The 12,689-nt window shown below is 67.6% G+C and carries 12 protein-coding genes; 9 read left to right on the forward strand and 3 right to left on the reverse strand.

The window, feature by feature from the left end:
* The first annotated feature begins 120 nt into the window (after positions 1–120).
* The 9 genes from ACW9UL_RS12695 (at position 121) to ACW9UL_RS12735 (ending at position 10,339) form a co-directional block, all read left to right on the forward strand.
* The gene (locus tag ACW9UL_RS12695; protein ID WP_457787225.1) at positions 121–591 is read left to right on the forward strand and encodes a TadE/TadG family type IV pilus assembly protein; all 471 of its coding nucleotides are present in this window, start codon (positions 121–123) and stop codon (positions 589–591) included.
* A complete protein-coding gene (locus tag ACW9UL_RS12700; protein ID WP_457787226.1) occupies positions 591–1,073 on the forward strand; it encodes a TadE/TadG family type IV pilus assembly protein in 483 nt (160 codons plus the stop codon). Before ACW9UL_RS12695 ends, ACW9UL_RS12700 begins: the two co-directional genes overlap by 1 nt.
* Positions 1,067–2,287 (forward strand): AAA family ATPase, encoded by a 1,221-nt coding sequence (locus ACW9UL_RS12705; RefSeq protein ID WP_457787227.1) that lies wholly within the window; start codon positions 1,067–1,069, stop codon positions 2,285–2,287. Before ACW9UL_RS12700 ends, ACW9UL_RS12705 begins: the two co-directional genes overlap by 7 nt.
* A gap of 3 nt (positions 2,288–2,290) precedes the next feature.
* Positions 2,291–3,730: a TadA family conjugal transfer-associated ATPase gene (locus tag ACW9UL_RS12710; RefSeq protein WP_457787228.1), complete on the forward strand. Its 1,440-nt coding sequence runs from the start codon at positions 2,291–2,293 to the stop codon at positions 3,728–3,730.
* Positions 3,727–4,713: a type II secretion system F family protein gene (locus ACW9UL_RS12715; RefSeq protein ID WP_457787229.1), complete on the forward strand. Its 987-nt coding sequence runs from the start codon at positions 3,727–3,729 to the stop codon at positions 4,711–4,713. The genes ACW9UL_RS12710 and ACW9UL_RS12715 overlap by 4 nt, the downstream gene beginning before the upstream one ends.
* Positions 4,714–4,739: 26 nt before the next feature.
* Positions 4,740–5,708, forward strand: coding sequence for a type II secretion system F family protein (locus tag ACW9UL_RS12720; RefSeq protein WP_457787230.1), 969 nt, complete (start codon positions 4,740–4,742; stop codon positions 5,706–5,708).
* Between the two features lies 1 nt (position 5,709).
* Positions 5,710–6,720, forward strand: a complete 1,011-nt coding sequence (locus ACW9UL_RS12725; protein WP_457787231.1) for a tetratricopeptide repeat protein — start codon at positions 5,710–5,712, stop codon at positions 6,718–6,720.
* 174 nt (positions 6,721–6,894) lie between these two features.
* Positions 6,895–8,244, forward strand: coding sequence for a D-serine ammonia-lyase (gene dsdA / locus ACW9UL_RS12730; RefSeq protein WP_457787232.1), 1,350 nt, complete (start codon positions 6,895–6,897; stop codon positions 8,242–8,244).
* Positions 8,245–8,374: 130 nt separating this feature from the next.
* Positions 8,375–10,339: an alkyl/aryl-sulfatase gene (locus ACW9UL_RS12735; RefSeq protein WP_457787233.1), complete on the forward strand. Its 1,965-nt coding sequence runs from the start codon at positions 8,375–8,377 to the stop codon at positions 10,337–10,339.
* 40 nt (positions 10,340–10,379) lie between these two features.
* On the opposite strand, the gene ACW9UL_RS12740 is transcribed toward ACW9UL_RS12735, so the two are convergent.
* The 3 genes from ACW9UL_RS12740 to ACW9UL_RS12750 all read right to left on the reverse strand — a co-directional run bounded on the left by ACW9UL_RS12740 (position 10,380) and on the right by ACW9UL_RS12750 (position 12,689).
* A complete protein-coding gene (locus ACW9UL_RS12740) occupies positions 10,380–10,673 on the reverse strand; it encodes a DUF202 domain-containing protein (protein ID WP_457787234.1) in 294 nt (97 codons plus the stop codon).
* Positions 10,666–11,049: a YidH family protein gene (locus ACW9UL_RS12745; protein ID WP_122107870.1), complete on the reverse strand. Its 384-nt coding sequence runs from the start codon at positions 11,047–11,049 to the stop codon at positions 10,666–10,668. The genes ACW9UL_RS12740 and ACW9UL_RS12745 overlap by 8 nt, the downstream gene beginning before the upstream one ends.
* Positions 11,050–11,318: 269 nt before the next feature.
* Positions 11,319–12,689, reverse strand: a complete 1,371-nt coding sequence (locus ACW9UL_RS12750) for a DUF1329 domain-containing protein (protein ID WP_457787235.1) — start codon at positions 12,687–12,689, stop codon at positions 11,319–11,321.

Here is a 12,689-nt window from a genome sequence, read left to right on the forward strand (position 1 = left end):
GTCGACCGGTCAGCGGTCGTTGTAGCCCGGATGCAATCCGGGGGAGGCAGGAGCCCCGTGCAACTCCGTTCCTGGATTGCTTCCGGGCTATGCGGTGGACCCAGTTACTGGGAGGTGCTTATGCACGTTCATTCATTCAAGCCCGACCAGGCTCAGCGCGGCGTGGCCATGGTGGAGTTCGCCATCGCCCTGCCGTTGCTGCTGTTGCTGTTGCTGGCCATCGGCGAGTTCGGCCGCATGCTCTACCACTACAACAGCCTGCTGCAGGCCAGCCGCGACGCCGGTCGCTATGTCGCCGGGCAAGCCTGGAACGCGACCCTGGGGCAGATCGATCTGAACGGCGATCTGCAGAGCAAGACCAAGAGCGTCGCCGTCTATGGCGTGCCGGCCAACCCAGGCGGCTACCCACCGGTGGTGCCGCAGTTGACGACCGCCGACGTGACGGTCGAGCCAGTCGGCGGCGAGCACGTGCGAGTGAGTATCGCCTACCTGTTTCGTCCGGTGATCGGCGCCGCACTGCCGACCTTCTTCGGTGAACCGATTGTCCTGGGCATCACGCTGAATTCCAGCGTGGTCATGAGGGTGCTGTGATGAACGGAAAACGCATGCAGGGGGTGTACGTGGTGGAGTTCGCCATCATCGGCCTGCTGCTGTTCACCCTGTTGTTCGGCGTGCTGGAAATGGGTCGCCTGTACTTCACCGTCGGCACCTTGAACGAAGTGGTACGGCGGGGCGCGCGGCTGGCGGCGGTCTGTCAGATCAGCGACCCGGTGGTGTTGCGGCGGGCGATCTTCAATGCGGCGAACGACGAGGGGGCCAGCGGCCTGATCGGCAACCTGGATACGGCCGATCTGAGCCTGGTTTATCTGGACGAGAATGGCGCCGTGGTGGCCAGCCCCAATGATCCGGCGAATCTGAGTTCGATCCGTTTCGTCCAGCTCAGCATCGAAAACTTTACCTTCACGTTACTCATTCCTGGATTCGCTGGGGGCGTCAGCCTGCCGGTGTTCAGGGCGATCTTGCCCCGCGAAAGCCTCGGCTCCGATGGCGAGGGTGGAGACACATCATGTTGAAGTCCAGTGAAGCGCCGACGGCCGCGCGCGCGGCCGGCAAGCGTGGCTTGCAACTGCTGATCAGCAGTCGCGACGCGTCTGCCCTCAATCATCTGCGCACGGTGAGCCAGCGCCTGGCCAACCTGCATGTGAGCACCAGGCTGGTGAGCAACGGGCATACCGACCCCCTGTATGGCCTGGAACAGATGCCCGATCTCCTGTTGCTGCGCGTCAGTCACCTGTGGCGCGAGGAGCTGGCGGCCTTGCTCCTGCGGCCGGCCCATGAGCGGCCGCCCTTGCTAGTCTGTGGCCCGCTGGAGGAGCGCGAAGGCATCCGCCTGGCGATGCAGGCCGGCGCCCGCGATTTTTTGCCCGAGCCGGTGGCCGCCGACGAACTTCTGGCCGCCCTGGGGCGGATGATCCAGGAAACTCAGGCCGGCCAAATCTCGGGCGGCAAGCTGATCGCGGTGATCAATGCCAAGGGTGGCTCGGGCGCCACCCTGTTGGCCTGCAACCTGGCCCACCAGTTGAGTGCGCGCGGCGGCAATACCCTGTTGCTGGACCTGGATCTGCAGTTCGGCAGCGTGGCTCATTGCCTGGACGTGTTGCCGACGCACAGCCATGTGGAGGTGCTGCAACAGATCGAGGACATGGACGGTGTCGCCTTGCGCGGCTTCTGCAGCCATTTCAGCCCGACCCTGCATGTGCTGGGCGGCCGCTCCGGCGAGCTGTGCCTGCCGCAGGACGTGCGTCTGGAGCAGCTGGAGGCGCTGCTGCGGCTGGCACGCAGCACCTACGACTGGGTGGTGGTGGACCTGCCGCGGCAGATCGACCACCTCACCGGCATTACCCTGGAGCAGGCCGATCAGGTCTATATCCTGGTCCAGCAGAGCCTCAGCCACCTGAAGGACGCCACCCGTCTGGTGCGCATCATGCGCGAGGAACTGGGCGTGCAGGGTGAGCGCTTGCAGGTGGTGGTCAACCGCTACGACAAGGCCGCGCCGGTGAGCCTGCAGGACATCGCCGAAGCGCTGCGCTGCACGGCGTTGAAGAAACTGCCCAACGACTACCTGGTGGTCAGCGAGAGCCAGAACACCGGGGTACCGCTGGAGCTGCATGCGCCGCGCGCCCCGCTGACCCTCGGCATGCGCGAGTTGAGCCAGACCCTGCTCGGCACCAAGGCTGCCGAGCAGGGCTTGCTGAAACGCACCTTTGGCCGACTGTTCAGGGGATAGACCATGCTCAGTGAATTTCGCAATCGCCTACGCCAGCAAGCCGTCAAGAGCCCGCCGACGGCCGCGCCCGAGGAGCTTGTGCTTGGCGAACAGAGCGCCGAGGCGCCCATGGCCTGGGAAAACAGTGCGCCGGATGCGCTCTACGAGACCAAGTCGCGACTCAACCCGATGGAAGCCGAGTGGCGGGAGAGGATCTACCAGCAGTTGCTCAAGGTCATGGACCTGTCGCTGCTCGACTCCCTCGAACCGGACGAAGCCGGCCGGCAGATCCGCGAGCTCAGCCAGCGCCTGCTGGACGAGCATTCGGCGCCGGTGAGCGCCAGCAGCCGCCAACTGATCATCAAGCAGATCACCGACGAAGTGCTGGGGCTCGGCCCGCTGGAGCCTCTGCTGGCCGACCACAGCGTGTCGGACATCCTGGTCAACGGCCATGCCTCGGTGTACGTCGAGCGCCACGGCAAGCTGCAGCGCACCGACGTGCGCTTTCGCGACGACCAGCACCTGCTCAACATCATCGACCGCATCGTTTCCAGCCTGGGACGGCGCATCGACGAGTCCTCGCCGCTGGTGGACGCCCGGCTCAAGGATGGCTCGCGGGTCAACGCGATCATCCCGCCGCTGGCCATCGACGGGCCGAGCATGTCGATTCGGCGTTTCGCCGTGGACCTGCTGAACACCGAGAGCCTGGTGCAGATGGGCACCCTGACCCCGGCCATCGCCCTGGTGCTCAAGGCCATCGTGCGCGGGCGGCTGAACGTGCTGGTGTCCGGCGGTACCGGTACCGGCAAGACCACCATGCTCAACGTGCTGTCCAGCTTCATTCCGCACAACGAGCGGATCGTCACCATCGAGGACTCGGCCGAGCTGCAACTGCAGCAGCCGCACGTGGTGCGCCTGGAAACCCGGCCGCCGAACATCGAGGGCCGCGGTGAGGTCAACCAGCGCGAGCTGGTGCGCAACAGCCTGCGCATGCGCCCAGACCGCATCGTCATCGGCGAGGTGCGCGGCGCCGAGGCGCTGGACATGCTGACGGCGATGAACACCGGCCACGACGGCTCGCTGACCACCATTCACGCCAATACCGCGCGCGACGCCCTGGGGCGCATCGAGAACATGGTGTCGATGACCGGCGCGACCTTTCCGATCAAGGCCTTGCGTCAGCAGATCGCCTCGGCCATCGACGTGGTGATCCAGCTGGAGCGCCAGGAGGATGGCAGGCGGCGGCTGGTCAGCGTGCAAGAGATCAACGGCATGGAGGGCGAGATCATCACCATGACCGAGATATTCGCCTTCGTCCGCCGCGGCATCGGCGAACAGGGCGAAGTGCTCGGCGACTACCGACCGACCGGCATGGTGCCGGCCTTCCGCGACGTGCTGGCCAAGCGTGGCATCGAGCTGCCGCTGAACCTGTTCCGTCCGGAATGGATGGAGGGGCAGTCATGAACCAGATTCCCAGCGAATTCATCCTGGCCTTCCTCGGCATGGTCTTCGCCGCGGTGTTCCTCCTCAGCCAGGGCCTGGTGGTGCCGGTGTTCGGCGAGGCGGGCAAGGTGCGCAAGCGCATCCGCGGGCGTCTGCACGTGCTGGAGCAGGCCAGCAACCTGCCGAACATGCAGACGATCCTGCGGCAGAAGTACCTGCGTCGCCTGTCGCCGCTGGAGGCGCGGCTGGAGCAGCTGCCGGCCATGGATGCGTTGGCGCAGATGATCGAGCAGGCCGGGCATCATTACCGCGCCTACCGGGTGGTGCTGCTCGGTCTGCTGCTGGGGGTGGCCGCCGGCCTGCTGCTGTGGTGGTTCACCCGGTTCTGGTGGCTGGCCTTGCCGGTGGCCTTGGCGGTGTGCTGGTTGCCGGTGCTGAAGATCGCCAGCGACCGCGGCAGGCGCTTCGCCGAGTTCGAGGAGGGCCTGCCGGATGCCCTGGACGCCATGTGCCGCGCCCTGCGCGCCGGCCACCCGTTCAACGAGACCCTGCAACTGGTGGCCGAGGAGCACCGCGGCCCGGTGGCCCATGAGTTCGGCCTGACCTTCGCCGACATCAACTACGGCAACGACGTGCGCCGGGCCATGCTCGGTCTGCTCGAACGCATGCCGAGCATGACGGTGATGATGCTGGTGACTTCGGTGCTGATCCACCGCGACACCGGCGGCAACCTGACCGAGGTGCTGGAGCGGTTGAGCAGCCTGATTCGCGGTCGCTTTCGCTTCCAGCGCAAGGTCAGGACCTTGTCCGCGGAGGGGCGCATGTCGGCCTGGGTGCTGGTGGCCGTGCCGTTCGTGCTGGCTGCGGCGATCGTGCTGTCGAGCCCGACCTATCTGCCCTTGCTGATCAAGGAGCCCATCGGCCAGAAGCTGGTGATGGCGGCTTTCGCCGCCATGCTGATAGGGATTTTCTGGATTCGCCGGATCATCCGGATTCAGGTCTAGCCGCCGCTCGTAGAGGAGGAATGGTCATGGACTATCTGCTGAGTCTGCTCAATCGCGTGGTGGGTAACGAGGAGCTGGCGCGCCTGTTGTTCGTCGGCGCCATAGGTCTGAGTGCCGTGCTGGCGATGGTCACCCTGGCCGTGCTGGTGCTGGGGTTGCGCGATCCGGTGCAGCGGCGCCTGGCCCTGATCAAACGTGGCCATGGCGGCCTGGGCGCCAGCCAGGAGGCGCCGAGCAACCTGCAGTTGATGCTGGAGCAGGTGGGGCAGCGGTTTACCCCCGACGAGCAGGGCCAGGAATCCGCCACCCGTACCCTGCTGACGCATGCCGGCTACCGCTCGCCGGCGGCCGTGCAAATCTACTGGGCGATACGCCTGCTGGCGCCGCTGCTGCTGGTGGGCCTCAGCCTGCTGGTTTTGCCGCTGATTCCCCAACTGTCGCTGGCCATGGGCATTGCCCTGGTGGCGGGCGCGGCGGCCGTCGGCTGGCTGGTGCCGGCCATCTATGTCGACAAGCGCAAGGCGGCGCGGATGACCCGCTTGCTGGTGGCCTTTCCCGATGCCCTGGATCTGATGGTGGTCTGCGTGGAGTCGGGGTTGGCCTTGCCCCAGGCCATCGAACGGGTGGCCGACGAAATGGCGGTGAGCCAGGCGGAGCTGGCGGTGGAACTGGCCCTGGTCAACGCGGAAATCCGTGCCGGCATCCCCAGTACCGAGGCGCTCAAGCACCTGGCCGAGCGCACCGGTCTGGAGGATATCCGCGGGCTGGTCAGCCTGCTGGCGCAGAGCATTCGCTTCGGCACCAGTGTGGCGGCCACCTTGCGTATCTACGCCGAAGAGTTTCGCGACCGGCGCACCCAGAAAGCCGAGGAGGCGGCCGCGAAAATCGGTACCAAGCTGGTATTCCCACTAATCTTTTGCCTGTGGCCGAGCTTTTTCCTGGTGGCCATCGGTCCCGCACTCATTGGAGTGCTCAAAGTCTTCGGGAAGGTGTGAAATGAACAGGATCAGTCTGCTGCTGGCTACGATGGTCGTGCTGTCCGGGTGTCAGAGCATGGGACCGGAACCGTTGAGCAATACGCGCTCGATCTATACCGGCGACAATTCGCTGCTCTACCAGGTGAAGAAGCAAGCCAGCTCGCCCGAACAGGCCATGCAGATCGCCGCCATGGCCTACAGGGCGGGCGACCTGGATCAGGCCCTGTACCAGTACCTGCGCGCCCTCGAACTGGACCCGGAGCGCTACGCGGCGCTGGTCTGGGTCGGACGCATCCACCGCGAGCGGGGCAATAACCAGTTGGCGGAGATGGCCTTTGCCGAAGTGCTCGGCAAGGATGCGGAAAACCTCGCGGCGCTGACCGAAATGGGCCTGCTGCAACTGGCCCTGCGCCGTCAGGAGAAGGCCGCGCAGATACTGACCGCGGCAGTGGCCATCGACCAGAAACGCTTCGCCGGCGAGGCGTTGCAGGTCGACAGCCAGTCGCCGCTCAAACTCTACAACGGCATGGGCGTGCTGGCCGATCTGCGCAACGATTTCGCCGCGGCAGCGCTCTACTACGGCCTGAGCCTGCGCATCGACCCGGGTTCGGCGCTGGCCCACAACAGCCTGGCGTATTCCCAGTATCTGGCCGGCGACTGGTCGGGGGCCGAGCGTCAGTATCGCCGCGGCATCGACCTGGCGCCGAACTATAAGCCGCTATGGCGCAACTACGGCCTGCTGCTGGCCAGGAGCGAGCGCTACGAGGAGGCGTTGTCGGCTTTCGAGCAGGTCGGCAGTCGGGCCGAGGCCAGCAACGACGTGGGCTACGTTTGCCTGATCGAGGGCCGGCTGGATATCGCCGAGCAGTTCTTTCACAGCGCCATCGAGCAATCGCCGGCTCACTATGCCCTGGCCTGGGACAACCTGCGCCGGGTCGAGCAGCTCCGCAAGATCCGCCTGCAAAGTAGCCAGGCGCCCCTGGTCGAAGCGGTCGCCGGCGTTCCCGGCGAGCCGCAGGCGCTGCCCTGAACTCAGGAGGGACGCTCGCGCCGGCCGAGGAGGGCCAGGTGCCCGCACCGCCGGGCGGGCGACGCGGTAACGGCACGCGGCCTCGGCCGCCTTGCTCTGCGCCGCGATTTACCGGATAAGTTCGACACGTGCGCGGCGCCTCGTTGTTGCGCAGAGCTGTCGACAGGAACAACGATGATTCACGGCAAAACCCTCGCTGCCTGGTACGTCAGTCACCCGCTGCTCAAGGAGCTGGTCGCGCTGCGCGAAACCGCCTGGTTCAACCCGGCCAGCGCGCCGGTCGCCGAGGCCCTGGCCGACGTGGGGCTGGGCGCGGAGGATGTCGCCCAGGCCAGCGCGCGTCTGCAGCGCTTCGCTCCCTACCTGGCCAAGGTATTTCCGCAAACCGCCGCCAGCGGCGGGATCATCGAGTCGGCAATCCGGCCGCTGCCCAGGTTGCACCAGTTGCTGCTGGACGAGGCCGGCCTGCCCGGCAGCGGTTCGCTGTGGCTCAAGCTGGACAGCGAGCTGCCCATATCCGGATCGATCAAGGCGCGCGGCGGCATCCACGAGGTGCTCAAGCACGCCGAGGATCTGGCCCTGCAGGCCGGCCTGATCCGCCTCGACGACAACTACGAGGCCCTGGCCAGCGCTGCCGCGCGGCAGTTCTTCGGCCGCTACAAGGTGGCGGTGGGCTCCACCGGCAACCTCGGCCTGTCGATCGGCATCATCAGCGCCAAGCTCGGCTTTCAGGCCTGCGTGCACATGTCCTCGGATGCGCGGCAATGGAAGAAGGACAAGCTGCGGGCCAATGGCGTGACGGTGGTCGAGTACGCAGCGGACTACAGCGTCGCGGTGGAGCAGGGCCGCCGCCAGGCTGCGACCGATCCGAGCTGCTATTTCGTCGACGACGAGAACTCGCCGCAGCTGTTTCTCGGCTATGCCGTCGCCGCGGAGCGCCTGGAGCGGCAGTTCGCCGAGGCCGGGGTGGTGGTCGATGGCGATCATCCGCTGTTCGTCTACCTGCCCTGTGGCGTCGGCGGTGGCCCCGGCGGCGTCGCCTTCGGCCTCAAGCTGGTGTTCGGCGATGCCGTGCACTGCATCTTCGCCGAGCCGACCCATTCGCCCTGCATGCTGCTGGGGGTGTACACCGGGCTGCACGACGCGGTCAGCGTTCAGGACTTCGGCATCGACAACCTCACCGCGGCCGACGGCCTGGCGGTGGGCCGGCCCTCCGGCTTCGTCGGCAGGGCGATGCAGCGGCTGATCGACGGCTACTACACGGTCACGGACGAGGAGCTGTACCGGCTCCTGGCCATCGCCCATCAGGAGGAGCGGGTGCGCCTGGAGCCCTCGGCGCTGGCGGGGGCGCCGGGGATGCTCAGGGTGCTGGGCGCCGACGCCTACCTCGACCGCATCGGCGTCGCCGCGACGCAGCTGGCGAACGCCACGCACCTGATCTGGGGAACCGGCGGCAGCATGGTGCCGGACGCGGAATTCGCCGCCTATGTCGACCGAGGCCGCGGCCTGCAGCGGCGCCGCTGACGCTCGCCGCCCGCGGGCGAGCCATTGCAGGGTGTTATGGCAGGCATGCGCCTCTGATATTGGCGCGGGCGCCGAGGCCGCCCTAGAGTCGGGCGCGACCGACTCCAACAAGAACAGCACGGGACTTCCCATGACTACTTTCCGCCTCAGCGCCCTCGCCCTGGCGCTCGCTCTTTCCGCCGCGGTGCAGGCCGACGCGGCGACGGCCAAGCCGGCCAGCGACAGCACCCGCACGCTCAACCAGGCCTGGCTGCAACGCCTGCCGTTCGAGGACCAGACCAGCTTCGCGGATGCCCGGCGCGGTCTGATCGAGGCCTTCGCCGGCCGCGTCGAGAACGCCAAGGGCCAGGTGGTGTGGGACCGCATGGCCTACAACTTCCTCGACGGCAACGCTGCGCCGGCCAGCGTCAACCCCAGCCTGTGGCGCATGGCGCAGTTGAACAACATCGCCGGCCTGTTCGAGGTGCGCGAACGCATCTACCAGATTCGCGGCATGGACCTTTCCAACATGACCATCATCGAGGGCGACAGCGGGCTGATCCTGATCGACCCGCTGATCAGCGCCGAGACCGCCCGCGCCGGGCTCGAGCTGTATTACCGGCACCGCCCGCGCAAGCCGGTGCGGGCGGTGATCTACAGCCATTCGCACGTCGACCATTTCGGCGGCGTGCGCGGGGTGATCGACGAGGCCGACGTCAAGGCCGGCAAGGTGCGGGTGATCGCGCCGGAGGGCTTCTACGAGCACGCGGTCAGCGAGAACGTACTGGCCGGGCCGGCGATGATGCGCCGCGCGCAGTACATGTACGGCTCGCTGCTGCCGCGCGGCGAGCGCGGCCAGGTGGATGCCGGCCTGGGCAAGAGCACCCCGGTCAATGCCACGGTGACCCTGATCGCGCCCAGCGAGCTGATCGCCCAGCCGCTGGAGACCCGCCGCATCGACGGCGTCGAGATCGAATTCCAGCTCACCCCCGGCACCGAGGCGCCGGCGGAGATGAACCTGTACTTCCCGCAGTTCAAGACCCTGTGCATGGCCGAGAACGCCACCCATACCCAGCACAACGTGCTGACCCTGCGCGGCGCGCTGGTGCGCGATCCGAAGATCTGGTCTCACTACCTGGGCGAGTCGCTGGCGCGCTATGGCGACGAGGCCGAGGTGCTGTTCGCCCAGCACCACTGGCCGACCTGGGGGGGCGAAAGGATTCGCGAGTACCTGGCCGACCAGCGCGACATGTACGCCTTTCTCGACAGCCAGACGCTGCGCCTGATCAACCAGGGGCTGACCTCCACCGAGATCGCCGAGCAGCTGCAGAGCCTGCCGCCGCGCCTGGCCAGCAAATGGTACAGCCGCGACTACTACGGCTCGCTGAGCCACAACGTGCGCGCCGTGTACCAGCGCTACATGGGCTTCTACGACGGCAACCCGGCCAACCTCGACCCGCTGCCGCCGGAAGCCGCGGGCCGGCGCTACGTGGCGGCCATGGGCGGCGCCGCGGCGGTGCTGGACACCGCCCGCCAGGCCTTCGCCGCCGGCGACTACCGCTGGAGCGCGCAACTGCTCAATCACCTGGTGTTCGCCGAGCCGGACAACCGCGCCGCCCTGGAGCTGCAGGCCGACACCCTGGAGCAGCTCGGCTACCAGAGCGAGAACGCCACCTGGCGCAACATCTACCTCAGCGGCGCCCAGGAACTGCGTCAGGGCGTCAATCCCCAGCGAGCGGGCAACGGCGCGCCGGACATGGTGCGGGCGCTGACCCCGAGCATGTTCTTCGACTACCTGGCGGTGCGCATCGATGCGCTCAAGGCAGCCGACGAGGACCTGCGGATCAACTGGCGCTTCACCGACCTGGAGCAGGAGCACGCCCTGACCCTGCGCCACGGCGTGCTCACCCACCGCAGCGGCGCGCGTCATGCCCAGGCGGATATCGAGCTGAGCATGAGCAAGGCGCTGCTCGATCGCATCGCCCTCAAGCAGACCAGCTTCGTCCAGGCGACGAAAGACGGCGCCATCGTCGTCAGCGGCGAGCGGCAGAAGCTGTTCAAGCTGCTGGGCGGGCTGGAACAGCCGAAGTCGAACTTCAATCTGGTCACCCCCTGATCTGCACGCGGCGCCCCGCCAGGGGCGTCGCGCCTGCCTTTCAGCGGCCTGCCAGGGCCGCTTCTATCGCCAGCACGCACAGACTCACCTGCACCAGGCCGATGCCCAGCACCGTGGCGATCCTGGCCCGGCCGCGTTCCGCATCGAGCATCGCCAGGCTGTGGCGATAGCGCCTGCGCTGCCCGGCCCAGAGCACCAGGGCGGTGGCCAGCGCCAGCAGCATCAGCGCCGGCTGTGCGCCGCGCAGCGCCAGGCAGGCGACCACCAGCAGCGACAGTTGGGTACGGCGCCAGGCCAGCTCGGTGCGTTCGGCCTGCAGCCCCGCATCAGCCATGCCCGTGCCACCCGAACAGCACCAGCAGCAACAGCGCCGCCAGGCCGCCGCCGATCGCCAGCGCCGGCACCAGAACGGGCAGGGGCAGGGCGCTGCGATGGCGCAGGGCACGCTCCACCGCCAGCCAGCGCAGGCAGGCGCCGAGGCTGAGCAGCAGACTCAGCGCCAGCAGGCTGAGGGTGATCGACAGCCGCAACCAGGGCGCGAAGGCCTGACCGGCGAAGGTTTCCACGGCGATGCCGCCGCCGAGCAGGGCCAGCGCGGTACGGGCCCAGGCCAGGAAGGTGCGTTCGTTGGCCAGGGTGAAACGCGGGTCGGGCTCTTCGCCGCCGAGCAGGGCTTGCGTCAGGGGTTTGCGCAAAGGAGGAGGGGTCATGGGGCACCGGAAAGATCGGAGGCAGATTGCAGAGCGAGGGGCAGAGCAAGGCGCCTGTGGGCGCGAATTTATCGGCGGTGTCTGCGTCAAGTGTCGGCAAAGTCCCGTAGGGTGGGCTTTAGCCCACCAGTGGTAGTCCGCGTGGGCTAAAGCGGATCGTCGCCCGGCCCAGCCTACAAGGCTACGCGTCGCGCCTTACGCGGATGCACCTCGGGCGGCCGCCACAAAAAAACCGCCGACCCACAACGGGCCGGCAGTCGGGTAAAGCATCAGCGCAGGCCCTTGCTGCGCAGGGCGCCCGGCGAGTAGTCGGAGGCGCTGGCGCGGTAGCTGAAGTCGAACGGCTGGCGCTGTTCGTTGACCAGGCCCGAGGCCAGATAGCGGCCGTTGTTGAGGTCGTAGGTCACTTCCATGGCGTTGACCGCGGCCTGCCCGGTCGGGTGGTAGAAGCTGTGCGCCTCGCCGATGCGCCAGAGCTCGCCGCGGTTGTCGTAGTGGTCGGCGGCGAGGATCGCCCAGGTGTCCTCGTCGATGAAGTAATGGCGCTTGCTGTAGATATGGCGCATGCCCGGCTTGAGGGTGGCGACCACCTCCCAGACCCGATGCAGTTCGTAGCGGGTAGCCTCGGGGGCGACGTGGCCGGGCTGGATCAGCTCCTCGTAGCTGCGCTCGGGCGAGGCCAGGCGGTAGCTGTTGTAGGGCACGTAGAGGGTCTTCTTGCCGACCAGCTGCCAGTCGTAGCGGTCGGGCGCGCCGTTGAACATGTCGCGGCCGTCGGCGGTGCGCAGGCCGGCGGTGGTCGGCCCGGCGCTGTCGTAGGCCACGCTCGGCGCGCGCCGCACGCGGCGCTGGCCGGCGCTGTAGACCCAGGACAGACGCGGCTCGGCGACCTGGTCGAGGGTCTCGTGCACCAGCACCACCTCGCCGACCATGCGCGCCGGCGCGGTGAGCTTGTGGCTGTAGTAGTAGAGGATGTTGCGCGCCTTGTCGGGCGCCTGGCCCTGCACCGCCTCGCCACGGGTGAAGTACTGCTGGGTGGTCATGACGGTGTAGGCGCCGTCCTTCTGCGGCGCGGCACTGTCGGTGATCAGGCTGAAGCTGGGGTTGCGGTTGCGCGTGAGGTGGTTCCACAGCACTTCCAGGCCGTTCTGCGGAATGGGAAAGGCCACCACGCCGGCGAAACCGTCCACGCCGTTGCCGCCATTGCTCAGCTTGGCGTTGACCGCGTTGCGCGCGGCCGCCTGGGCCACGGACTCGGAGATCGCCACGCTGCGGTGGCTGGGGTAGACCGGCAGCCGGTAGCTGTCCGGGAAACGCCGGAGCAGGGCGATCTGGCCGGGGCTGAGGTGCTCCTGGTGCTGGGTGTAGTTGCTCGCATCGATGATCAGCAGCGGCTGCTCATCGGCGAACGGATCGGCCGGTATGCCGTTGGCCAGCAGCCTCAGGTTGGCCTTGGCCAGGCCGCCGTCCCAGGCGGGGATGCGCCCGTCGGCACTGGCGGCGCGCTCGGCGCCGATGGGGGTCAGGGTGGTTTGCAGCTGCGCCGCTTGTTCGGCGGTCACGGCTGCCAGGGCCGAGCCGGCCAGCAGCAGGGTGCAGAGCAGGGCGCCGCCGCGCAGCAGGGTTTTGGTGTGGTTCAT

The sequence above is a fragment of the Pseudomonas sp. PL-6 genome (assembly GCF_054110165.1).

Bases quoted from the DNA above. Each gene is read 5' to 3' on its own strand.
- ACW9UL_RS12695 (WP_457787225.1), top strand. From the start codon at position 121: ATGCACGTTCATTCATTCAAGCCCGACCAGGCTCAGCGCGGCGTGGCC.
- ACW9UL_RS12700 (WP_457787226.1), top strand. From the start codon at position 591: ATGAACGGAAAACGCATGCAGGGGGTGTACGTGGTGGAGTTCGCCATC.
- ACW9UL_RS12705 (WP_457787227.1), top strand. From the start codon at position 1,067: ATGTTGAAGTCCAGTGAAGCGCCGACGGCCGCGCGCGCGGCCGGCAAG.
- ACW9UL_RS12735 (WP_457787233.1), top strand. From the start codon at position 8,375: ATGACTACTTTCCGCCTCAGCGCCCTCGCCCTGGCGCTCGCTCTTTCC.
- ACW9UL_RS12720 (WP_457787230.1), top strand. From the start codon at position 4,740: ATGGACTATCTGCTGAGTCTGCTCAATCGCGTGGTGGGTAACGAGGAG.
- ACW9UL_RS12740 (WP_457787234.1), bottom strand. From the start codon at position 10,673: ATGGCTGATGCGGGGCTGCAGGCCGAACGCACCGAGCTGGCCTGGCGC.
- dsdA (WP_457787232.1), top strand. From the start codon at position 6,895: ATGATTCACGGCAAAACCCTCGCTGCCTGGTACGTCAGTCACCCGCTG.
- ACW9UL_RS12710 (WP_457787228.1), top strand. From the start codon at position 2,291: ATGCTCAGTGAATTTCGCAATCGCCTACGCCAGCAAGCCGTCAAGAGC.
- ACW9UL_RS12725 (WP_457787231.1), top strand. From the start codon at position 5,710: ATGAACAGGATCAGTCTGCTGCTGGCTACGATGGTCGTGCTGTCCGGG.
- ACW9UL_RS12750 (WP_457787235.1), bottom strand. From the start codon at position 12,689: ATGAACCACACCAAAACCCTGCTGCGCGGCGGCGCCCTGCTCTGCACC.
- ACW9UL_RS12715 (WP_457787229.1), top strand. From the start codon at position 3,727: ATGAACCAGATTCCCAGCGAATTCATCCTGGCCTTCCTCGGCATGGTC.
- ACW9UL_RS12745 (WP_122107870.1), bottom strand. From the start codon at position 11,049: ATGACCCCTCCTCCTTTGCGCAAACCCCTGACGCAAGCCCTGCTCGGC.